Below are 22,051 nucleotides of genomic sequence, written 5' to 3' on the forward strand. Positions count from 1 at the left end.
AAATTCGGATATGTGATAGAAATAGACTGATTACCAGTTTCACTGCTGGTGTATCAGGCTAAGGTAAAATTTGTGAGTTCTGCTCGAAAGAGCAACGTACGAATTTTCGGCGAATGTCGTCTTCACAGTATAACCAGATTGCTTGGGGTTATATGGTCAAGTGAAGAAGCGCATACGGTGGATGCCTTGGCAGTCAGAGGCGATGAAAGACGTGGTAGCCTGCGATAAGCTTTGGGGAGTCGGCAAACAGACTGTGATCCAGAGATCTCTGAATGGGGGAACCCACTCAGCATAAGCTGAGTATCTTGTACTGAATACATAGGTGCAAGAGGCGAACCAGGGGAACTGAAACATCTAAGTACCCTGAGGAAAAGAAATCAACCGAGATTCCCTTAGTAGTGGCGAGCGAACGGGGACCAGCCCTTAAGCTGGTTTGAGATTAGTGGAACGCTCTGGAAAGTGCGGCCATAGTGGGTGATAGCCCCGTACACGAAAATCTCTTGCCAGTGAAATCGAGTAGGACGGAGCACGAGAAACTTTGTCTGAACATGGGGGGACCATCCTCCAAGGCTAAATACTACTGACTGACCGATAGTGAACCAGTACCGTGAGGGAAAGGCGAAAAGAACCCCGGAGAGGGGAGTGAAATAGAACCTGAAACCGTATGCGTACAAGCAGTGGGAGCCTACTTTGTTAGGTGACTGCGTACCTTTTGTATAATGGGTCAGCGACTTATATTCAGTGGCGAGCTTAACCGAATAGGGGAGGCGTAGCGAAAGCGAGTCTTAATAGGGCGCTTTAGTCGCTGGGTATAGACCCGAAACCGGGCGATCTATCCATGGGCAGGTTGAAGGTTAGGTAACACTGACTGGAGGACCGAACCGACTACCGTTGAAAAGTTAGCGGATGACCTGTGGATCGGAGTGAAAGGCTAATCAAGCTCGGAGATAGCTGGTTCTCCTCGAAAGCTATTTAGGTAGCGCCTCATGTATCACTGTAGGGGGTAGAGCACTGTTTCGGCTAGGGGGTCATCCCGACTTACCAAACCGATGCAAACTCCGAATACCTACAAGTGCCGAGCATGGGAGACACACGGCGGGTGCTAACGTCCGTCGTGAAAAGGGAAACAACCCAGACCGTCAGCTAAGGTCCCAAAGTCATGGTTAAGTGGGAAACGATGTGGGAAGGCTTAGACAGCTAGGAGGTTGGCTTAGAAGCAGCCACCCTTTAAAGAAAGCGTAATAGCTCACTAGTCGAGTCGGCCTGCGCGGAAGATGTAACGGGGCTCAAACCATGCACCGAAGCTACGGGTATCACCTTTGGTGATGCGGTAGAGGAGCGTTCTGTAAGCCTGTGAAGGTGAGTTGAGAAGCTTGCTGGAGGTATCAGAAGTGCGAATGCTGACATGAGTAACGACAATGCGAGTGAAAAACTCGCACGCCGAAAGACCAAGGTTTCCTGCGCAACGTTAATCGACGCAGGGTTAGTCGGTCCCTAAGGCGAGGCTGAAAAGCGTAGTCGATGGAAAACAGGTTAATATTCCTGTACTTCCAGTTATTGCGATGGAGGGACGGAGAAGGCTAGGCCAGCTTGGCGTTGGTTGTCCAAGTTTAAGGTGGTAGGCTGAAATCTTAGGCAAATCCGGGATTTCAAGGCCGAGAGCTGATGACGAGTGCTCATTAGAGCGCGAAGTGGTTGATGCCATGCTTCCAAGAAAAGCTCCTAAGCTTCAGATAACTGGGAACCGTACCCCAAACCGACACAGGTGGTTAGGTAGAGAATACCAAGGCGCTTGAGAGAACTCGGGTGAAGGAACTAGGCAAAATGGCACCGTAACTTCGGGAGAAGGTGCGCCGGCGAGGGTGAAGGACTTGCTCCGTAAGCCCATGCCGGTCGAAGATACCAGGCCGCTGCGACTGTTTATTAAAAACACAGCACTCTGCAAACACGAAAGTGGACGTATAGGGTGTGACGCCTGCCCGGTGCCGGAAGGTTAATTGATGGGGTTAGCGCAAGCGAAGCTCTTGATCGAAGCCCCGGTAAACGGCGGCCGTAACTATAACGGTCCTAAGGTAGCGAAATTCCTTGTCGGGTAAGTTCCGACCTGCACGAATGGCGTAACGATGGCGGCGCTGTCTCCACCCGAGACTCAGTGAAATTGAAATCGCTGTGAAGATGCAGTGTATCCGCGGCTAGACGGAAAGACCCCGTGAACCTTTACTATAGCTTTGCACTGGACTTTGAGCTTGCTTGTGTAGGATAGGTGGGAGGCTTTGAAGTGGGGACGCCAGTTCTCATGGAGCCATCCTTGAAATACCACCCTGGCAACCTTGAGGTTCTAACTCAGGTCCGTTATCCGGATCGAGGACAGTGTATGGTGGGTAGTTTGACTGGGGCGGTCTCCTCCCAAAGAGTAACGGAGGAGTACGAAGGTGCGCTCAGACCGGTCGGAAATCGGTCGTAGAGTATAAAGGCAAAAGCGCGCTTGACTGCGAGACACACACGTCGAGCAGGTACGAAAGTAGGTCTTAGTGATCCGGTGGTTCTGTATGGAAGGGCCATCGCTCAACGGATAAAAGGTACTCCGGGGATAACAGGCTGATACCGCCCAAGAGTTCATATCGACGGCGGTGTTTGGCACCTCGATGTCGGCTCATCACATCCTGGGGCTGAAGCCGGTCCCAAGGGTATGGCTGTTCGCCATTTAAAGTGGTACGCGAGCTGGGTTTAGAACGTCGTGAGACAGTTCGGTCCCTATCTGCCGTGGACGTTTGAGATTTGAGAGGGGCTGCTCCTAGTACGAGAGGACCGGAGTGGACGAACCTCTGGTGTTCCGGTTGTCACGCCAGTGGCATTGCCGGGTAGCTATGTTCGGAAGAGATAACCGCTGAAAGCATCTAAGCGGGAAACTTGCCTCAAGATGAGATCTCACTGGGATCTTGAATCCCCTAAAGGGCCGTCGAAGACTACGACGTTGATAGGTTGGGTGTGTAAGCGCTGTGAGGCGTTGAGCTAACCAATACTAATTGCCCGTGAGGCTTGACCATATAACACCCAAGCAATTTGCGCGTAAGCCGAATTGTGGTGGTGAAGACGAAAGACCCGAAAATTCGTAGCATCACAAATATCGCATATCCGAATTCGCTGGGCTGTTCACCTGAACGGACTGGCTACCGAATTTCTTGACGACCATAGAGCATTGGAACCACCTGATCCCATCCCGAACTCAGCAGTGAAACGATGCATCGCCGATGGTAGTGTGGGGTTTCCCCATGTGAGAGTAGGTCATCGTCAAGATTCATTTCGCAAAACCCCTATCTGCGCATGCAGGTAGGGGTTTTGTCTTTGGGCGCTGGAAAAGCCAGAGCCTTGTGTGGGCGCGGGCTTGCCCCGCGATGCGGCCCGCCCGGGCAACGCACATACCTGCCAGGCCCTCATCGCCGGCAAGCCGGCTCCTACACAAAGCAGCGCCATACCCACCTCCCACATTTCGAGCTGGAACACTAGAATAGAGCCCACGCTTTCTTTTAGAACTTTCCTATGCCCAACCCAGCCGACCCCGAAGCACTGGCACAGCTGCCGCTGGACGAACTCATCGCCTGCCATGAATGCGACCTGCTGATGCGCAAGGCTACCCTGCAAAACGACGAGAAGGCCCTGTGTCCACGCTGCGGCTACGAGCTTTACGCCCACCGCCACAACCTGGTCAACCGCAGCCTGGCTCTGGTGCTGACCGCGCTGTTGCTCTATGTGCCAGCCAACTTCCTGCCGATCATGCAGTTGCACCTGCTCGGCCAGACCTCCGATGACACGGTGTGGAGCGGCGTGCTCGGCCTGTACGACTCCGAGATGCGTGGCATCGCCGTGGTGGTGTTCCTGTGCAGCATGGCCGTCCCTCTGCTCAAGCTGCTTTGCCAGCTTGCCGTGCTGCTGAGCATTCGCCTGGACATCGGCCGCAGCTACGGCTTGCTGATCTATCGTATCTACCACCACCTGCGTGAGTGGGGCATGCTCGAGGTCTACTTCATGGGCGTGCTGGTGGCCATCGTCAAGCTGGTCGACTTGGCCGAGCTGAGTATCGGCCTCGGCCTGTTTTGCTTCATCAGCCTGTTGCTGGTCCAGGTCTGGCTGGAGGTGGTGATGTCGCCCCACCAGATCTGGGTGGCGTTGTCCGGGGAGGATGTCCATGCGGGCGATTGATGCAGGCATTCTGGTCTGTGGCGAATGCCATGAACTCAACCGCCGTGAGCAAGGCAGTAATTCCCAGACCTGCACCCGCTGCGGCGCCGTGGTTCACGAGCGCCGCCCCAACAGCATCGTGCGCACCTGGGCCTTGCTGCTCACGGCGATGGTCCTGTATATCCCGGCCAACGTCCTGCCGATCATGACCGTCAGCGCGCTGGGCCAGGGCAGCCCGGACACCATCATGTCGGGTGTCATCACGCTGATGAAGCACGGCATGCTGCCCATCGCTGCGGTGGTGTTCATCGCCAGTATCCTGGTGCCCACCTTCAAGCTTGTGGGCATCGGCCTGTTGCTCTATTCGGTGCAGCGCCGCCAGCCGTTGTCGGCCCGCCAACGCATCTGGATGTACCGTTTCATCGAGTTTATCGGGCGCTGGTCGATGCTCGACATTTTCGTCATCGCCATTTTGGTGGCGGTGGTGAATTTCGGTCGTATCGCCAGTGTCGAAGCCAACCTGGGCGCCGTCGCCTTCGCCACCGTGGTGATCCTGACGATGCTCGCAGCCTTAACTTTCGATCCCCGACTGATCTGGGACAACACGGAGTCGGATGACGACCATGAGTGACCTGCCTACGGCTAAAACCCGCCCCGCTTCGAACTGGTCGGCCATCTGGATCCTGCCGCTGATCGCCTTGGCGATCGGCGGCTGGCTGGCGTGGCAGGCCTACCGTGACGCCGGTGTCGAGATCCAGGTGCGCTTCGAGACCGGTGAGGGCATCGTCGCCAACAAGACCGAGGTCATCTTCAAGGGCATGTCGGTAGGCAAGGTGACCGGCCTGGTGCTGGACAACAAGGGTGCCACCCGCGGCGTCATCGCCACCATCGAGATGCGCAAGGAAGCCGAGCCGCACCTGACCAAGGGCACGCGCTTCTGGCTGGTCAAGCCCAGCGTCAGCCTGGCCGGTATCACTGGGCTCGAGACGCTGGTATCGGGCAACTACATTGCCGTGGACCCAGGGGAGGGCGAGCCCACCAAGCGCTTCACGGCGTTGAAGGAGGCCCCGCCGTTATCCGATAGCGAGCCTGGCCTGCACCTGACCCTCAAGGCCGAGCGCCTGGGCTCGCTAAACCGCGATAGCCCGGTGTTCTACAAGCAGATCCAGGTCGGCCGGGTGAAAAGCTACCGCCTCTCCGATGACCAGAGCACCGTAGAGGTGAAGGTGTTCATCGCCCCGGCCTATGCAACCCTCGTGCGCAAGCACACGCGCTTCTGGAATGCCAGCGGGGTGAGCATCGACGCGGACCTGTCCGGCGTTAAGGTGCGCACCGAATCGCTGTCGAGCATCGTCGCCGGCGGTATCGCCTTCGCCACTCCCGAAAACCGCAAGGACAGCCCGCCGACCGACCCCAGCCTGCCGTTTCGCCTGTACGAAGACTTCGACGCCGCCCAGGCGGGCATTCGCGTCAAGGTCAGGTTCAGCGACTTCGACGGCCTGCAGAAGGGCCGCACGCCAGTGCTCTATAAAGGTATCCAGGTCGGTACGCTCAAGGACCTCAAGGTCGAAGGCGACCTGTCCAGCGCAACCGGTGAGCTGACCCTGGACCCGCTGGCCGAGGACTACCTGGTCGAAGGCACCCAGTTCTGGGTGGTCAAACCGTCCATTTCGCTGGCCGGCATCACTGGTCTTGAGGCCTTGGTCAAGGGCAACTACATTGCCATCCGCCCGGGCGAGCGCAATGCCAAGCCACAACGTGAGTTCGAGGCGCGGGCCAAGGCGCCGCCACTGGACCTGAAGGCGCCGGGCCTGCACATGGTGCTGTTCGCCGACACCCTGGGTTCGCTCGAGGTCGGCAGCCCGGTCATGTACCGCCAGGTGCGCGTGGGCAGCGTGCAGAGCTACCAGTTCGCCCGCAACAGCAGCAAGCGCATCCTCATCGGCGTGCACATCGAGAAGGAGTACGCCAACCTGGTCAACGGCTCGACGCGCTTCTGGAACGCCAGCGGCATCACCTTGAGTGGCGGCCTGTCGGGTATCCAGGTCAAGAGCGAGTCGCTGCAGACGCTGATGAACGGCGGCATCGCCTTCGACACCCCAAGGCCCGATGTGCCGCTCAAGCGGCGCATTCCGCGCTTCCGCCTGCACGAAAGCCAGGAAGCCGCCAACCGTGCCGGCACCCTGGTGACCATTCGTGTCGAGCGCGCCGACGGCCTCAAGCCCGGCACGCCGATCCGTTTCCGTGGCCTGGATGTCGGCAGTGTCGAGAGCGTTGACCTGACCGCCGACCTGCAGGCCGTGCTGCTCAAGGCCCGTATCAACCAGGCAGAAAGCCGTATCGCACGTGCCGGCACGCAGTTCTGGGTGGTCAAGCCGGCGTTCGGCCTGGTGCGCACCGAAAACCTCGACACCCTGGTCGGCGGCCAGTACCTGGAGGTGCTGCCGGCACTCAAGGACAAGGGCCCGCAGCGCGATTTCATCGCCCTGGCCGATGCGCCGGAGGTAAAAGGCGAGGAAGTCGGCCTGCCGTTGACCCTCAGCGCGCCGCGGCGCGGTTCGATCAAGCCGGGGGTGCCAGTCACCTACCGTGAAGTGGCTGTGGGCAAGGTCACAGGTTTCGAATTGGGGCAAACCGCTGACCGGGTACTTATCCACATTCTTATCGAGCCACGCTACGCAGGCTTGGTACGTGGTGGCAGCCGGTTCTGGAACAGCAGCGGCTTCGGCTTCGACTGGGGGCTGTTCAAGGGTGCGACGGTGCGTACCGAGTCGCTGGAGACGCTGATCGACGGCGGTATCGCCTTCGCCACGCCCGATGGCGAGCAGATGGGCAACCCGGCGCGGCCGCAGCAGACCTTTGCCCTGTTCGACAAGCCCGAAGAAGCCTGGCTGCAGTGGGCGCCGAAGATTCAGATCGGCAAGTAAGTTGAAGCAGTGGGGCGGGCCTGCGTGGGAGCGGGTTTGCCCCGCGATCTGTTCCGCCCTCATCGCGGGGCAAGCCCGCTCCCACGAACCTCAACAGACATTTCTGTCAGGCATAAAAAAACCGACCCTAGGGCCGGTTTTTTCGACTAAAACGTCGCTTAGGCAGCTGCAGCTTCTTTCAGCGCCTTGATGTGGCCATTCAGACGGCCTTTGTGGCGAGCAGCTTTGTTCTTGTGGATGATACCTTTGTCGGCCATACGGTCGATTACTGGTACAGCCAGAACGTAAGCGGCTTGCGCTTTTTCGGCGTCTTTTGCGTCGATGGCTTTGACTACATTCTTGATGTAGGTGCGGACCATGGAACGCAGGCTGGCGTTGTGGCTGCGACGCTTCTCAGCCTGTTTTGCACGTTTCTTGGCGGAAGGTGTGTTGGCCACCGTCGAGCTCCTCGAAAGACTTTAGGTAAATAGCAAACAAAATAGGCCGCGAATCATGCCGATGAGTCGAACGGATGTCAAGGCCACCTGCAGGGTTCCGCCGAGTGGTGGTGTCAAACAGCTGAAAGATTCCTTTCTGCCACGTGACCTGTAAACTCGGGAATTTTTGGCTCCCCTGCGAAGGCGCGGGAGTATCGCACATTCGGGCGCCGACTGGCAGCGCCCTCTGCCCCTGGCGTGAAACTTTTCGATGAACCTGCTCAAATCCCTGGCTGCAGTCAGCTCCATCACCATGGTTTCCCGGGTGCTCGGCTTCGTCCGCGACACCATCCTGGCCCGGGTTTTCGGCGCCGGCGTCGCCACCGACGCCTTCTTCATCGCCTTCAAGCTGCCCAACCTGCTGCGCCGCATCTTCGCCGAAGGGGCGTTTTCCCAGGCCTTCGTGCCGATTCTCGCCGAGTACAAGACCCAGCAGGGCGAGGAGGCTACCCGCACCTTCATTGCCTACATCAGCGGCCTGCTCACCCTGGTGCTGGCCCTGGTGACGGTCATCGGCATCCTCGCCGCGCCCTGGGTGGTGTGGGCCACCGCGCCAGGCTTTGTCGACAGCGCCGAAAAATACGCGCTGACCACCTCGCTGCTGCGGGTGACCTTTCCTTATATATTGCTGATCTCGCTGTCTTCGCTGGCCGGCGCCATCCTCAATACCTGGAACCGCTTCAGCGTACCGGCTTTCACCCCCACGCTGCTCAACGTGGCGATGATCGCCTTCGCCGTGCTGCTGACCCCGTACTTCAACCCGCCAATCATGGCCCTGGGCTGGGGCGTGCTGGCCGGTGGCCTGGCGCAGCTGCTCTACCAGCTGCCGGCACTGAAAAAGATCGGCATGCTCGTGCTGCCACGCCTGAACCTGCGTGATACCGGCGTATGGCGGGTGCTCAAGCAGATGCTGCCGGCCATCCTTGGTGTGTCGGTGAGCCAGATCTCGCTGATCATCAACACCATCTTCGCCTCGTTCCTGGTGGCAGGCTCGGTATCCTGGATGTACTACGCCGACCGCCTGATGGAGCTGCCCTCCGGCGTGCTGGGCGTGGCCCTGGGCACCATCCTGCTGCCGACCCTGGCCAAGACCTACGCCAACAAGGACCGCGAAGAGTATTCGCGCATTCTCGACTGGGGCCTGCGCCTGTGCTTCCTGCTGGTGCTGCCCTGCACCCTGGCCATGGCGATCCTGGCCGAGCCGCTGACCGTGGCGCTGTTCCAGTACGGCAAGTTCACCGCCCTCGACGCCGCCATGACCCAGCGTGCGTTGATTGCCTATTCGGTGGGCCTGCTGGCGATCATTCTGGTCAAGGTGCTGGCCCCAGGCTTCTATGCCCAGCAGAACATCCGCACGCCAGTGAAGATCGCCGTGTTCACCCTGGTTTGCACGCAACTGCTCAACCTGGCCCTGATCGGCCCGCTGGCCCATGCTGGCCTGGCCCTGGCCATCAGCCTGGGCGCCTGCCTGAACGCCGGCCTTCTGTACTGGAAGCTGCGCAGCCAGCAGTTGTTCCAGCCGCAGCCGGGCTGGTTGCTGTTTCTGCTAAAACTGCTACTGGCCGTGGGCTTGATGTCCGGTGTGCTGTTGCTGGGCATGCATTACATGCCGGCCTGGGAGCAGGGCAACATGCTCGCGCGCTTCCTGCGCCTGGGCGCCTTGATCGGTGCAGGCGTGGTCACCTATTTCGGCTGCCTGTACCTGTGCGGTTTCCGCCCGCGGCATTTCGCCCGCAATGCGTTGCACTGAGGCCAGGCTTGGGCCAGGCGTCGGTTTTTCAGCTTCCACGCCCGCCGGTGGCGCTGCTGCCTGTCGCCAGCGCCCGGGTGTGGTTATAATCGGCCACTTTATGAGCAAGAAGCGCGTTATGCAGCTGGTTCGAGGTCTTCACAACCTGCGCCCCGAGCACCGGGGCTGTGTCGCCACCATTGGCAACTTCGACGGGGTCCACCGTGGCCACCAGGCGATACTCGCGCGCCTGCGTGAACGTGGCCAGGAACTCGGCCTGCCCACCTGCGTGGTGGTCTTCGAGCCACAGCCGCGCGAATACTTCGCCCCCGATACCGCCCCGGCCCGCCTGGCGCGCCTGCGCGACAAGGTCGAGTTGCTGGCCGGCGAGGGCATCGACCGGGTGCTGTGCCTGTCGTTCAACCAGCGCCTGAGCACCCTCAGCGCCGAACAGTTCGTCAAGGCGGTACTGGTCGACGGCCTGGGTGTACGCCACCTCGAAGTCGGCGATGATTTTCGCTTCGGTTGTGACCGCGCCGGCGATTTCGACTACCTGGTACAAGCCGGCAAGCAGTTCGGCTTCAGCGTCGAAGCCGCCAACACGGTGATCCAGGACGGCCTGCGGGTCAGCAGCACCGAAGTGCGCAAGGCCTTGAGCGCAGGCAACTTCGAGCTCGCCGAACACCTGCTGGGCCGCCCGTACCGCATCACTGGCCGCGTGCTGCACGGCCAGAAGCTGGCCCGCCAGCTCGGCACTCCTACCGCCAACATCCAGCTCAAGCGCCGCCGCGTGCCGCTGTCCGGGGTCTACCTGGCCAGCATCGAGATCGACGGCAAGCACTGGCCGGGTGTCGGCAATATCGGCGTGCGTCCCACCGTTGCCGGTGATGGCCGCCCGCACCTCGAGATTCACTTGCTGGACTTTGCCGGCGACCTTTATGGCCGGCGCCTCACGGTGGAGTTCCACCACAAGCTGCGTGAAGAGCAGCGATTCGCCTCCCTGGAGGCGCTGAAGTCGGCGATCGATGCGGATATCGCCGCCGCACGTGCACATTGGCACGCTCAACCGCTAACCAAGAGCCTGAAATGACCGACTACAAAGCCACGCTAAACCTTCCGGACACCGCCTTCCCCATGAAGGCCGGCCTGCCTCAGCGCGAACCGCAGATCCTGCAGCGCTGGGACAGCATTGGCCTGTACCAGAAGCTGCGCGAAATTGGCAAGGACCGTCCGAAGTTCGTCCTACACGACGGCCCGCCCTATGCCAACGGCAAGATCCACATCGGTCATGCGCTGAACAAAATTCTGAAGGACATGATCGTCCGCTCGAAGACCCTCTCCGGCTTCGACGCGCCGTATGTCCCGGGCTGGGACTGCCACGGCCTGCCGATCGAGCACAAGGTCGAGGTTACCCACGGCAAGCACCTTACCGCCGACCGCACCCGCGAGCTGTGCCGCGAGTACGCCGCCGAGCAGATCGAAGGGCAGAAGACCGAGTTCATCCGCCTGGGTGTGCTGGGTGACTGGGCCAACCCGTACAAGACCATGGACTTCGCCAACGAGGCCGGTGAAATCCGTGCCCTGGCCGAAATGGTCAAGCAAGGCTTCGTGTTCAAGGGCCTCAAGCCTGTGAACTGGTGCTTCGATTGCGGTTCGGCCCTGGCCGAAGCCGAAGTCGAATACGCCGACAAGAAATCCCAGACCATCGACGTCGCCTTCCCGGTTGCCGATGCTGACAAACTCGCAGCCGCCTTCGGCCTGGCCTCGCTGGCCAAGCCCGCCGCCATCGTGATCTGGACCACCACCCCGTGGACCATCCCGGCCAACCAGGCGCTGAACATCCACCCCGAGTTCACCTACGCCCTGGTCGACACCGGCGAGCGCCTGCTGGTACTGGCCCAGGAGCTGGTCGAGTCGTGCCTGAAGCGCTACGCGCTGGAAGGTAGCGTCATCGCCACCGCCCAGGGTTCTGCCCTGGAGCTGGTCAACTTCCGCCACCCGTTCTACGACCGCCTGTCGCCGGTGTACCTGGCCGACTACGTCGAGCTGGGCGCCGGTACCGGTGTGGTGCACTCGGCGCCAGCCTACGGTGAAGACGACTTCGTCACCTGCAAGCGCTACGGCATGGTCAACGACGACATCCTCACCCCGGTGCAGAGCAACGGCGTGTACGTCGAGTCGCTGCCGTTCTTCGGCGGCCAGTTCATCTGGAAGGCCAACCCGGCCATCGTCGACAAGCTCAGCGAAGTCGGCGCGCTGATGCACAGCGAAACCATCAGCCACAGCTACATGCACTGCTGGCGCCACAAGACCCCGCTGATCTACCGCGCCACCGCGCAGTGGTTCGTCGGCATGGACAAGCAACCGAGCACCGGCGAGCCGCTGCGCGAGCGCGCGCTCAAAGCCATCGAAGACACCAAGTTCGTCCCGGCCTGGGGCCAGGCGCGCCTGCACTCGATGATCGCCAACCGCCCGGACTGGTGCATTTCGCGTCAGCGCAACTGGGGCGTACCGATCCCGTTCTTCCTCGACAAGCAAACCGGCGAGCTGCACCCGCGCACCGTCGAGCTGATGGAAGAAGTGGCCAAGCGCGTCGAAAAAGAGGGCATCGAAGCCTGGTTCAAGCTCGACGCCGCCGAACTGCTGGGCGCTGAAGCCGGCCAGTACGACAAGATCAGCGACACCCTCGACGTGTGGTTCGACTCCGGCACCACCCACTGGCACGTGCTGCGCGGCTCCCACAACATCGGCCACGCCACCGGCCCGCGCGCCGACCTGTATCTCGAAGGTTCCGACCAGCACCGCGGCTGGTTCCATTCTTCGTTGCTGACCGGTTGCGCCATCGACGGCCACGCGCCGTACCGCGAGCTGCTCACCCACGGCTTCACCGTGGACGAGAACGGCCGCAAGATGTCCAAGTCGTTGGGTAATACCATCGAGCCCGAGAAAGTGAACAACACCCTGGGCGCCGACATCCTGCGCCTGTGGGTCGCGGCCACCGACTACTCCGGCGAAATGGCGGTTTCCGAGCAGATCCTGCAGCGCAGCGCCGACGCCTACCGGCGTATCCGCAACACCGCGCGCTTCCTGCTCTCCAACCTGTCCGGCTTCGACCCGGCCCGCGACCTGCTGGCGCCGGAAGACATGATCGCCCTGGACCGCTGGGCGGTAGACCGCGCCCTGCTGCTGCAGCGCGAGCTCGAAGAGCACTACGGCGAATACCGCTTCTGGAACGTCTACTCCAAGGTGCACAACTTCTGCGTGCAAGAGTTGGGCGGTTTCTACCTCGACATCATCAAGGACCGCCAGTACACCACCGGCGCCAACAGTGTCGCCCGCCGTTCCTGCCAGACCGCGCTGTACCACATCAGCGAGGCCCTGGTGCGCTGGATCGCGCCAATCCTGGCGTTCACCGCCGATGAAATCTGGCAGTACCTGCCGGGCGAACGCAACGAGTCGGTGATGCTCAACGGCTGGTACCAGGGCCTGAGCGAGCTGCCCGAAGGCACCGAGCTGGACCGCGCTTACTGGGATCGTGTCATGGCCGTCAAGGCCGCGGTCAACAAGGAGCTGGAAAACCAGCGCAGCGCCAAGGTGATCGGCGGCAACCTGCAGGCCGAAGTCACCCTGTTCGCCGAGGACGGCCTGACCGCCGACCTGAATAAACTCGGCGACGAGCTGCGCTTCGTGCTGATCACCTCGGCTGCAAGCGTAGTGCCGTTCGCCCAGGCGCCGGCCGATGCCGTTGCCACCGAAGTCGAAGGCCTGAAGCTGAAGATCGTCAAGTCCGGCCACGCCAAGTGCGGCCGCTGCTGGCACTTCCGCGCCGACGTCGGCAGCCACCCGGAGCACCCGGAAATCTGCAGCCGTTGCGTCGACAACCTGAGCGGCAGCGGCGAGGTGCGCCACTATGCCTAACGCAGCTGGGCGCTTCGGGCGCCTTGCCTGGCTCTGGCTGAGCCTGGTGGTGCTGGTCCTCGACCAGGCCACCAAGGTCTACTTCGAGGGCGCGCTGAGCCTGTACCAGCAGATCGTGGTCATCCCCGACTACTTCAGCTGGACCCTGGCCTACAACACCGGCGCCGCGTTCAGCTTCCTCGCCGAAAGCTCCGGCTGGCAGCGCTGGCTGTTCGCCCTGATCGCCATCGTGGTCAGTGCCGTGCTGGTGGTCTGGCTCAAGCGCCTGGGCCGCAACGAAACCTGGCTGGCCGTGGCGCTGGCCCTGGTACTGGGCGGCGCGCTGGGCAACCTGTACGACCGCGTCGTGCTGGGCCACGTGGTCGACTTCATCCTGGTGCACTGGCAAAACCGCCATTATTTCCCGGCCTTCAACGTGGCCGACAGCGCCATCACCGTCGGTGCGGTGATGCTGGCGCTGGATATGTTCAAGAGCAAGAAGTCCGAGGAGCCTGTCCATGACTGAGACCCGTATCGGCCAGAACACCGAAGTCACCCTGCACTTCGCGCTGCACCTGGAAAACGGCGACACCGTCGACAGCACCTTCGACAAGGCCCCGGCCGTGTTCAAGGTTGGCGACGGCAACCTGCTGCCCGGCTTCGAGGCCGCGCTGTTCGGCTTCAAGGCCGGCGACAAGCGCACCCTGAGCCTGGCCCCGGAAAGCGCCTTCGGCCAGCACAACCCGCAGAACGTGCAGGTAATGCCGCGCTCGCAGTTCGAAGGCATGGAGCTGTCCGACGGGCTGCTGGTGATTTTCAACGATGCCGCCAACACCGAACTGCCCGGTGTGGTCAAAGATTTCGATGACCACCAGGTGACCATCGACTTCAACCATCCGCTGGCGGGCAAGACCTTGAGCTTCGAGGTGGAAATCCTCGACGTGAAGGCCGTGTGAGCCTGGAGCCGAGCATGCAAATCAAACTCGCCAACCCGCGCGGCTTCTGCGCCGGGGTCGACCGGGCGATCGAGATCGTCAACCGTGCGCTCGAGGTTTTCGGCCCGCCGATCTACGTGCGTCACGAAGTGGTGCACAACAAGTTCGTGGTCGAAGACCTGCGCAACCGCGGCGCGATCTTCGTCGAAGAGCTGGACCAGGTGCCGGATGACGTCATCGTCATCTTCAGTGCCCACGGCGTGTCGCAAGCCGTGCGCCAGGAAGCCGCCGGCCGGGGCCTGAAGGTCTTCGACGCCACCTGCCCGCTGGTGACCAAGGTGCACATCGAGGTTGCCAAATACAGCCGCGACGGCCGTGAGACCATTCTCATCGGCCACGAAGGGCACCCGGAAGTCGAAGGCACCATGGGCCAGTACGACGCCAGCAACGGCGGCGCCATCTACCTCGTCGAAGACGAGGAAGACGTCGCCCAGTTGCAGGTGAACGACCCAGACCACCTGGCCTTCGTCACCCAGACCACGCTGTCGATGGACGACACCAGCCGGGTCATCGATGCCCTGCGCGCGCGCTTCCCCAACATCGGCGGCCCGCGCAAGGACGACATCTGCTATGCCACGCAAAACCGCCAGGACGCGGTCAAGCAACTGGCCGACGAGTGCGACGTGGTACTGGTGGTCGGCAGCCCCAACAGCTCCAACTCCAACCGCCTGCGTGAGCTGGCCGAGCGCATGAGCACCCCGGCCTACCTGATCGACGGCGCCGAAGACCTGCAACGCGCCTGGTTTGATGGCGCCCAGCGTATCGGCATCACCGCCGGCGCCTCGGCCCCCGAGGTGCTGGTGCGTGGCGTGATCGAGCAGCTCAAGGCCTGGGGCGCCACCGGCGCCGAAGAGCTGGACGGGCGCGAGGAGAACATCACCTTCTCCATGCCCAAAGAGCTGCGGGTACGCTCGCTGATCTGATCAGCCCCCTGCGCAACGGGCATCTTCCTCGTTGCGCAGGCTCACCCGCCCGCTCGGGCTCAGCACCACCTGCTGCAGGCTGAGCGGCGGTACGCGCTGGCAGATGAGCAGCGTGATGCCGCCAAACCCCATCCCCAGCGGCGCCCCCCGTGCGCTGAACCTCACCACCCTGGCGTCACTGGCCACGATCCGCGTCGGCCTTGGCGGCTGATACTCCCCAAGCAACTGGCCGTTGTGCTCCAGCGTCATTTGCCAACCCTTGCCCCAATCCCCCTGTAGCGGCTGCACCAATACCGCCCGGTGGCGCAGCGCCGCCTGGTTGCGCGCCTCGCGCAGGGTCTGGGCCAGCGCCCGGGCCACGGCTGTCTGGTGCAGGTCTTCGCTCATCCTGCTGTAGGCCGTAACCCCCAGTTGTGTCAGAAGGCCGGCTGCGGCCAGCGCGAACATCATTTGTATCAGTGTTACTCCTTGTTGCCTCACCGTGCATTCCTCCCTGGAAGTGCTTCGCTGAAGTGTCGCGGTCGGTGCGCGCGCCGGCCAGTCGGCTGGGTCGGCGAACAGCAGGGGAAATTTCCCAGGAGGGGAGCGATGCAGGCAAAGGAAGGTGGTGTAGCGTTGCTGGAAGTGCTGGTGGCAATGGCGGTGCTGGGTTTGGGGCTGGTGACGGCCGCAGCCATGCAGATGCGTGGTGTGCAGGGCTTCGACAGCGCCCGGCGCGAAGGCCAGGCGCTGCAACTGGCCCAAGGCATGCTGGAGCAGGTGAGGGCAGCCGGGCGCCTGTCGGTGGCCGACGAGGCGCGCTGGCGCGAGCAGGTGGCCACGACCCTGGGCACATCGGCCAGCGTGCGTACCAGCCCCGAAGGGCAGACCCTGCAGTTGGAATTGCATTGGCCCGAGGCCCAGCAGTTGCGCCTGCAAGGCAAGGTGTTGCCATGAAGCGCCGGCAAACCGGGCTCGGCCTGATCGAAACCCTGCTGGCGCTGGCCTTGGCTGCGTTGCTGTTGACCGGAGCCAGTCGCGTGTTCATCTCGGCTCACCAGGCCTGGGTCCAGCAGGGCGCTTCCGCGCGCTTGCAAGACGATGCCCGTCTGGCCCTGCAACGTATTGCCGAGGATGTGCGCATGGCCGGCATGTTCGGCTGCCTACAGCTGGTGGGCTCGGATTTCGACAGCCCCGACACTGCCAAGGCGTTCGCCCAGCCAATCACCATCGGCCAGAGCAGCCTGACCCTGGTCGGGGCTGCCCTGCCGGGGTTGTCCGGCACTCCGGACTGGACCGTGCTCACCGATTGTCAAAGTTGGGCCAGGGTGCAGGGCGGCCAGCATGTGCCGGGGGAAAACCTGTTCGCCCTGCCGGTACGCCGGCTCAGCTACCAGCTGCGCAACGGCAGCCTGAGCCTGATCACCCGCAGCCAGAACGCCAGCCTGATCGACAACGTGAAGGCGTTGCAGGTGACCCGGGTCGAAGCCGAGGAGGGCGAGCGCCTGGACATACAGCTCACCCTGTACGACCCAAGGCATCAGCTCGAACAACAGCACCGCATCAGCGTGGCGCTGCGCAACCCGGCAGGTGAGGCATGAGCCGCCAGCGCGGGGTGGTGCTGCTGATGGCGCTGGGCCTGAGCCTGCTGCTGGGGCTGCTGGCAGCCCAGGTGCTGCACGAGGCGCAGGCCCGACAGCGGCTGGCGGGCGAGCAGTTGGCGGTGGCCCGGGCGTTCGAGCAGGCCGAGGCCGGGTTGCTCGAAGGTGCGGCGCTGTTGCCCGGTGCACTGCCGCCGCCGTGCGTCAGTTGCCTGCCACCGGCAATTCCCCCCCAGGCGCCGGTACCGCCCTGGCAGCAAACCGCCAGCGGCTTTGTCTTCCTGCAACACCTGGGCAGCACCACCCGTGCAGTCGGCCTGCCGCCCGGTGAGCCTGTGACCTTGGTGCGGGTGACCGCCATCAGCAACGAAGCACGCGCGCGCCAGGTGCTGGAGGCGGTATACGCGCTGGATGCCTCCGCCACCCTGCGTCGGGTCAGTTGGCGCCAGCGATTGCAGGAGGGCTGACATGCAGCAAGGGTTCAACCTGATTGAAACATTGATTGTCGTGGCGCTGATCGGCATGCTGGCAGCCATTGCCTACCCCAGTTACAGCGACGCCCTGCGGCGCGCCGCACGCAGCGAAGTGGTCGGTCTGCTGCACGACGCGGCCCTGCGCCTGGAGCGCCACCACGCCCGCGTTGGCAGCTATGCCGACAACGACTCGCTGGTGACACCCCTGCCCACGGGCAGCCGCCACTACCGCTTGCAGGCCCAACGCGATCAGCACGGTTTCACCCTGCTGGCCCAGCGCATGCCGGGCACGTCCATGGCGTTTGACCCGTGCGGCGACTTCCAGCTCGACCAGGCTGGCGTGCGCGGCAACCCGGGCGCCAGCGAAAGCGTCACGCAGTGCTGGGGGAGCTGAAGGTCAAGAGGTGCCCGTGCACCGTGGAATTACTTCAGGTGTTGGATCTAGCGATGAGCAAGCAAGTAGTGATTGTCGGCGGCGGAGTCATCGGCCTGCTGAGCGCCTTCAACCTGGCCGCCGAGGTCGACCAGGTGGTGGTCTGCGACCAGGGCGAGGTGGGGCGCGAGTCGTCCTGGGCTGGCGGCGGCATCGTCTCGCCGTTGTACCCGTGGCGTTACAGCCCGGCCGTGACCGCCTTGGCGCACTGGTCCCAGGACTTCTACCCGCAGTTGGGCGAGCGCCTGTTCGCCAGCACCGGGCTCGACCCCGAGGTGCATACCACCGGGCTGTACTGGCTGGACCTCGACGACCAAGCCGAGGCCCTGGCCTGGGCTGCCCGCGAGCAGCGCCCGCTGAGCGCCGTGGATATCTCGGTCGTCTACGATGCGGTGCCTGTGCTTGGCCCAGGCTACCGGCATGCGGTGTACATGGCCGGTGTCGCCAACGTGCGCAACCCGCGCCTGGTCAAGTCGCTCAAAGCCGCGCTGCTGGCGCTGCCCAACGTCACCCTGCGCGAGCATTGCCAGATCAGTGGTTTCGTTGAGGAAGGCGGGCGCATTACCGGCGTGCAGACCGAAACCGGCGTATTGGCTGCCGACCAGGTGGTGCTCAGCGCTGGCGCCTGGAGTGGCGACCTGCTGCAGACCCTTGGCTTGAATGTGCCGGTGGAGCCGGTGAAGGGCCAGATGATCCTGTTCAAGTGCGCCGAGGACTTCTTGCCGAGCATGGTGCTGGCCAAGGGGCGCTATGCGATTCCGCGGCGCGACGGGCATATTCTGGTGGGCAGCACGCTGGAACACGCCGGCTACGACAAGACCCCGACCGAGGATGCGTTGGCCAGCCTCAAGGCCTCGGCCATCGACCTGCTGCCAGCGTTGGCAGGCGCCGAAGTGGTGGGGCACTGGGCCGGCTTGCGCCCGGGTTCACCCGAAGGCATCCCGTATATCGGCGAAGTACCAGGCCACCCTGGCCTGTGGCTGAACTGCGGCCATTACCGCAACGGCCTGGTGCTGGCGCCGGCCTCGTGCCAGTTGCTCGCCGACCTGCTGCTGGCGCGCCCGCCGATCATCGACCCCGCGCCCTACGCCCCGGCCGGGCGGCTGGGCTGAGCGGCCTCATCGCCGGCAAGCCGGCTCCTACAGGTTACGCAATCCCTGTAGGAGCCGGCTTGCCGGCGATAGGGCCCTGACCGGCACTAAAAAATCCCGCTTCAGCGCCCCGGCCCCTGCTCCAGATGCTGCTGGCTGCAATACCACTCGCTGCCGCGTTGCAACGCACGGTCATTGGGCAGGTGCACCCCGCAATGGGCGCAGCGCACCATGCGCAGCGGGTCTTCGAGCCGCGGCTCGGCAGGCGATTGCTGGCTGGTCTTGAACTTGCGCCACAGCCAGAAGGCGGCAGCGATCAGGGCGATCCAGAAGAGTAGGCGAACCATGGTGTCCAGCTTGTCGATAAAAGAAGCCGACAGTCTAGGACGCAGGCATAAAAAAAGGGAGGCCCGAGGCCTCCCTTTCTCATGTACCGGCGTATCAGTCGAACAGACCAAAGGTCATGTAGCTGAACCACGAACGGTCCTTCTCGGCTTCTTTCGGGCCTTCCGGCAGGATCGGGTCGCCGTTCTCGTCCTTGGGCAGCAGCTCCTGCGGCATCTCGGCGCGGGCGTCCTGGAACTGGCGCACCACGTCCTGGTTGGCGCGGGTTTCACCCGGCGGCAGCGGAGTGTCAGTCTCGATCAGGCCCAGGGTGGCCTTGGACAACCACGAGCGGTTGCCGTTTTCGTCTTCCTTGGCGACGAACTGGCCGTCGACCAGGCTCGGGTGGTCCGGGTAGTTGAGCTTGAGCGTCTCAAGGCTGGTGGCGGCCAGCTCGTCCAGGTGCATGCGCTGGTACGCCTCGACCATCACCGCCAGGCCGTCACCCACCGACGGGGTTTCCTGGAAGTTTTCCACCACGTAGCGGCCACGGTTGGCGGCAGCTACATAAGCCTCGCGGCTGAGGTAGTAGTTGGCCACGTGGATTTCGTAGGAGGCCAGCAGGTTGCGCAGGTAGATCATGCGCTGCTTGGCGTCCGGGGCGTAGCGGCTGTTGGGGAAGCGGCTGGTCAGCTGGGCGAACTCGTTGTACGAGTCGCGCGCGGCACCCGGGTCACGCTTGGTCATGTCCAGCGGCAGGAAGCGCGCCACCAGGCCACGGTCCTGGTCGAACGAGGTCAGGCCTTTCAGGTAGTAGGCGTAGTCGACGTTCGGGTGCTGCGGGTGCAGGCGGATGAAGCGTTCGGCGGCCGACTTGGCTGCTTCTGGCTCGGTGTTCTTGTAGTTGGCGTAAATCAGCTCGAGCTGGGCCTGGTCGGCGTAACGGCCGAACGGGTAGCGCGACTCCAGGGCCTTGAGCTTGTTCACGGCGCTGGTGTAGCTGTGGCTGTCCAGGTCGGCCTGCGCCTGCTGGTACAGCTCAGCCTCACTGAGGTTCTCGTCAATGACTTCCTTGTTCGAGGAACAGGCAGCGGTGAGCCCGAGGATGGCGATCAGCAGCAGGTGTTTCACTTGCATGGCGGCTTGCGTCCCTTTGACGGCCGCTGTCTTGGGCGGTGCCGTCCTGTTATGATGAGCGCCCCCGGCCAAACCCCGGGGCAAAAGAAGCCGTATTTAACCACAAGCGCGCAGCCGAAACCAAAGGCTGAACGCCCGTCGATTCGAGCATGTCCGAGATCATTCAACTTAGCGCAGAGGTCCCGTCCGAACTGGGCGGCCAACGCCTCGACCAGGTCGCCGCCCAACTGTTCGACGAGTACTCGCGTTCGCGCCTGTCCTCGTGGATCAAAGATGGCCGCCTGACCGTCGATGGCGCGGTACTGCGGCCGCGCGATATCGTCCACAGCGGCTCTGTCCTGGCCCTTGAAGCCGAGCAGGAAGCCCAGGGCGAATGGGTGGCTCAGGACATCGAGCTGGACATCGTCTATGAGGACGACCAGATCCTGGTGATCAACAAGCCTGCTGGGCTTGTGGTGCACCCGGCCGCTGGTCACCCCGACGGCACCCTGCTCAACGCCTTGCTGCACCACGTGCCGGACATCGTCAACGTGCCGCGTGCCGGCATTGTGCACCGCCTCGACAAGGACACCACCGGCCTGATGGTGGTGGCCAAGACCTTGCAGGCGCAGACCAACCTGGTCGACCAGCTGCAAAAGCGCTCGGTCAGCCGTATCTATGAATGCATCGTGGTGGGTGTGGTGATCGCCGGCGGCAAGATCGACGCCCCGATCGGCCGCCACGGCGGTGAGCGCCAGCGCATGGCAGTGACCGACGGCGGCAAGCCTGCGGTCAGCCACTACCGCGTGCTCAAGCGCTTCCGCTCGCACACACATGTGCGGGTCAAGCTGGAAACCGGCCGCACCCACCAGATCCGCGTGCACATGGCCCATGTCGGCTACCCGCTGGTCGGCGACCAAACCTACGGCACCCGCTTCCGCATCCCACCGGCCGCCAGCGTGGCCATGGTCGAGGCGGTGAAAAACTTCCCGCGTCAGGCCCTGCACGCACGCTTCCTGGCACTGGACCACCCGACCACCGGCGAGCGCATGGAGTGGAAGTCCGAATTGCCGGACGACTTCCAGTGGCTGCTGTCGCTGCTCGACCAGGACCGCGAGAGCTTCATCGGATGAGTGAGCTGGCGCCGGCGCTGCTGTTCCCCGACTGGCCCGCCCCGGCCTCGGTCCGCGCCTGCGTCACCACCCGCGCCGGCGGCGTCAGCCTGGCGCCCTTTGATACCTTCAACCTCGGTGACCATGTGGGCGACGACCCGCTGGCGGTCGCCGAGAACCGTCGCCGCTTGAGCGACGAATTCGACATCCAGCCCGCCTGGCTCAAGCAGGTGCACGGCGTGGTTGTGGCAGACGCCAACCCCGCCGTGGTCGCCGAGGCCGACGCCAGCTGGACCGACCAGCCCGGCATCGCTTGCACCGCCATGACCGCCGACTGCCTGCCCGCGCTGTTCTGCGACCGCGCCGGCACCCGTGTGGCGGCTGCTCACGCCGGCTGGCGCGGGCTGGCCGGTGGCGTGCTGGAAGCCACCCTCGAGCGTTTGGCCCTGCCGCCTGAAGAGGTGCTGGTGTGGCTGGGCCCGGCCATCGGCCCGCAGGCGTTCGAAGTGGGCATGGAGGTGCGCGATGCCTTTACCGCCCTGCACCCCGAGGCTGTCGATGCGTTCGTGCCGGGCGAGCGCCCGGGCAAGCTGCTGGCCGACATCTACCAGCTGGCGCGCATCCGCCTGGCAGCCTGCGGCGTCACCGCCGTCTACGGCGGCGGCTTGTGCACCGTCAGCGACCCGCGCTTCTTCTCCTACCGGCGTACGCCCCAGGGCGGGCGCTTCGCCTCGCTGGTCTGGCTGAGTACGCGCTAGCCTGTTGCGGCCTCATCGCCGGCAAGCCGGCTCCTATA

At 63.1% G+C, this 22,051-nt stretch carries 20 protein-coding genes and 2 rRNA genes; 18 read left to right on the top strand and 4 right to left on the bottom strand.

Translation table 11 applies throughout. The features are described 5' to 3' along the window. Positions 1-154: 154 nt before the first annotated feature. The 5 genes from KSS94_RS03995 (at position 155) to KSS94_RS04015 (ending at position 7,106) form a co-directional block, all read left to right on the top strand. A 23S ribosomal RNA gene (locus tag KSS94_RS03995) occupies positions 155-3,047 on the top strand. Positions 3,048-3,181: 134 nt separating this feature from the next. Continuing rightward, a 5S ribosomal RNA gene (gene rrf, locus KSS94_RS04000) occupies positions 3,182-3,297 on the top strand. A gap of 243 nt (positions 3,298-3,540) precedes the next feature. Continuing rightward, the gene (locus KSS94_RS04005; RefSeq protein ID WP_217841757.1) at positions 3,541-4,200 is read left to right on the top strand and encodes a paraquat-inducible protein A; all 660 of its coding nucleotides are present in this window, start codon (positions 3,541-3,543) and stop codon (positions 4,198-4,200) included. Continuing rightward, on the top strand, positions 4,187-4,810 hold the full coding sequence (locus tag KSS94_RS04010; protein WP_217841758.1) for a paraquat-inducible protein A: 624 nt from the start codon (positions 4,187-4,189) through the stop codon (positions 4,808-4,810). Before KSS94_RS04005 ends, KSS94_RS04010 begins: the two co-directional genes overlap by 14 nt. Next, entirely contained in the window at positions 4,803-7,106 is a 2,304-nt protein-coding gene (locus KSS94_RS04015) for a PqiB family protein (protein WP_217841759.1), read from the top strand. Before KSS94_RS04010 ends, KSS94_RS04015 begins: the two co-directional genes overlap by 8 nt. 158 nt (positions 7,107-7,264) lie before the next feature. Here the strand turns inward: KSS94_RS04015 and rpsT are convergent, their stop codons facing one another. Then, a complete protein-coding gene (rpsT, locus tag KSS94_RS04020) occupies positions 7,265-7,543 on the bottom strand; it encodes a 30S ribosomal protein S20 (RefSeq protein WP_003247625.1) in 279 nt (92 codons plus the stop codon). Positions 7,544-7,793: 250 nt separating this feature from the next. Here rpsT and murJ point away from each other — a divergent pair, with 250 nt between their 5' ends. From murJ to ispH, 6 genes are all read left to right on the top strand, one after another. After that, positions 7,794-9,332, top strand: coding sequence for a murein biosynthesis integral membrane protein MurJ (gene murJ / locus KSS94_RS04025; RefSeq protein ID WP_217841760.1), 1,539 nt, complete (start codon positions 7,794-7,796; stop codon positions 9,330-9,332). 118 nt (positions 9,333-9,450) lie between these two features. Further along, positions 9,451-10,401 carry a bifunctional riboflavin kinase/FAD synthetase gene (gene ribF, locus KSS94_RS04030; RefSeq protein WP_217841761.1) on the top strand — a complete coding sequence of 317 codons (951 nt, stop codon included), beginning with the start codon at positions 9,451-9,453 and terminating at the stop codon, positions 10,399-10,401. Then, complete coding sequence (gene ileS, locus KSS94_RS04035; protein WP_217841762.1) at positions 10,398-13,229, top strand: isoleucine--tRNA ligase; 2,832 nt, start codon at positions 10,398-10,400, stop codon at positions 13,227-13,229. The genes ribF and ileS overlap by 4 nt, the downstream gene beginning before the upstream one ends. Then, positions 13,222-13,734 (top strand): signal peptidase II, encoded by a 513-nt coding sequence (gene lspA / locus KSS94_RS04040; protein WP_217841763.1) that lies wholly within the window; start codon positions 13,222-13,224, stop codon positions 13,732-13,734. The genes ileS and lspA overlap by 8 nt, the downstream gene beginning before the upstream one ends. Continuing rightward, positions 13,727-14,164: an FKBP-type peptidyl-prolyl cis-trans isomerase gene (gene fkpB, locus KSS94_RS04045; RefSeq protein ID WP_217841764.1), complete on the top strand. Its 438-nt coding sequence runs from the start codon at positions 13,727-13,729 to the stop codon at positions 14,162-14,164. The genes lspA and fkpB overlap by 8 nt, the downstream gene beginning before the upstream one ends. Positions 14,165-14,178: 14 nt before the next feature. Beyond that, entirely contained in the window at positions 14,179-15,126 is a 948-nt protein-coding gene (ispH, locus tag KSS94_RS04050) for a 4-hydroxy-3-methylbut-2-enyl diphosphate reductase (protein ID WP_217841765.1), read from the top strand. Here the strand turns inward: ispH and KSS94_RS04055 are convergent, their stop codons facing one another. Further along, positions 15,127-15,576: a GspH/FimT family protein gene (locus tag KSS94_RS04055; protein WP_437179990.1), complete on the bottom strand. Its 450-nt coding sequence runs from the start codon at positions 15,574-15,576 to the stop codon at positions 15,127-15,129. A 138-nt stretch (positions 15,577-15,714) separates the two neighbouring features. Between KSS94_RS04055 and pilV the strand changes: the two genes are divergently transcribed. The 5 genes from pilV to thiO are packed head-to-tail and all read left to right on the top strand — an operon-like array spanning position 15,715 to position 18,724. Then, on the top strand, positions 15,715-16,062 hold the full coding sequence (gene pilV, locus KSS94_RS27190) for a type IV pilus modification protein PilV (protein ID WP_225935838.1): 348 nt from the start codon (positions 15,715-15,717) through the stop codon (positions 16,060-16,062). Further along, the gene (locus KSS94_RS04065) at positions 16,059-16,706 is read left to right on the top strand and encodes a PilW family protein (protein ID WP_217841767.1); all 648 of its coding nucleotides are present in this window, start codon (positions 16,059-16,061) and stop codon (positions 16,704-16,706) included. The genes pilV and KSS94_RS04065 overlap by 4 nt, the downstream gene beginning before the upstream one ends. Continuing rightward, a complete protein-coding gene (locus KSS94_RS04070) occupies positions 16,703-17,173 on the top strand; it encodes a hypothetical protein (protein ID WP_217841768.1) in 471 nt (156 codons plus the stop codon). The genes KSS94_RS04065 and KSS94_RS04070 overlap by 4 nt, the downstream gene beginning before the upstream one ends. Position 17,174: 1 nt before the next feature. Beyond that, positions 17,175-17,573, top strand: coding sequence for a type IV pilin protein (locus tag KSS94_RS04075; protein ID WP_217841769.1), 399 nt, complete (start codon positions 17,175-17,177; stop codon positions 17,571-17,573). Between the two features lie 53 nt (positions 17,574-17,626). Beyond that, positions 17,627-18,724, top strand: coding sequence for a glycine oxidase ThiO (gene thiO / locus KSS94_RS04080; RefSeq protein ID WP_217841770.1), 1,098 nt, complete (start codon positions 17,627-17,629; stop codon positions 18,722-18,724). A 101-nt stretch (positions 18,725-18,825) separates the two neighbouring features. Here the strand turns inward: thiO and KSS94_RS04085 are convergent, their stop codons facing one another. Both KSS94_RS04085 and KSS94_RS04090 read right to left on the bottom strand, forming a co-directional pair. Then, on the bottom strand, positions 18,826-19,050 hold the full coding sequence (locus tag KSS94_RS04085) for a PP0621 family protein (RefSeq protein ID WP_217841771.1): 225 nt from the start codon (positions 19,048-19,050) through the stop codon (positions 18,826-18,828). A 94-nt stretch (positions 19,051-19,144) separates the two neighbouring features. Continuing rightward, a complete protein-coding gene (locus KSS94_RS04090; protein WP_217841772.1) occupies positions 19,145-20,164 on the bottom strand; it encodes an outer membrane protein assembly factor BamD in 1,020 nt (339 codons plus the stop codon). A gap of 149 nt (positions 20,165-20,313) precedes the next feature. On the opposite strand from KSS94_RS04090, the gene rluD reads away from it, so the two are divergent. Further along, positions 20,314-21,276: a 23S rRNA pseudouridine(1911/1915/1917) synthase RluD gene (gene rluD / locus KSS94_RS04095; RefSeq protein ID WP_217841773.1), complete on the top strand. Its 963-nt coding sequence runs from the start codon at positions 20,314-20,316 to the stop codon at positions 21,274-21,276. Further along, positions 21,273-22,013 carry a peptidoglycan editing factor PgeF gene (gene pgeF / locus KSS94_RS04100; RefSeq protein WP_217841774.1) on the top strand — a complete coding sequence of 247 codons (741 nt, stop codon included), beginning with the start codon at positions 21,273-21,275 and terminating at the stop codon, positions 22,011-22,013. The genes rluD and pgeF overlap by 4 nt, the downstream gene beginning before the upstream one ends. The last annotated feature ends 38 nt before the right edge of the window (positions 22,014-22,051 follow it).

The sequence above is a fragment of the Pseudomonas fakonensis genome, from assembly GCF_019139895.1.
Lineage (GTDB): Bacteria > Pseudomonadota > Gammaproteobacteria > Pseudomonadales > Pseudomonadaceae > Aquipseudomonas > Aquipseudomonas fakonensis.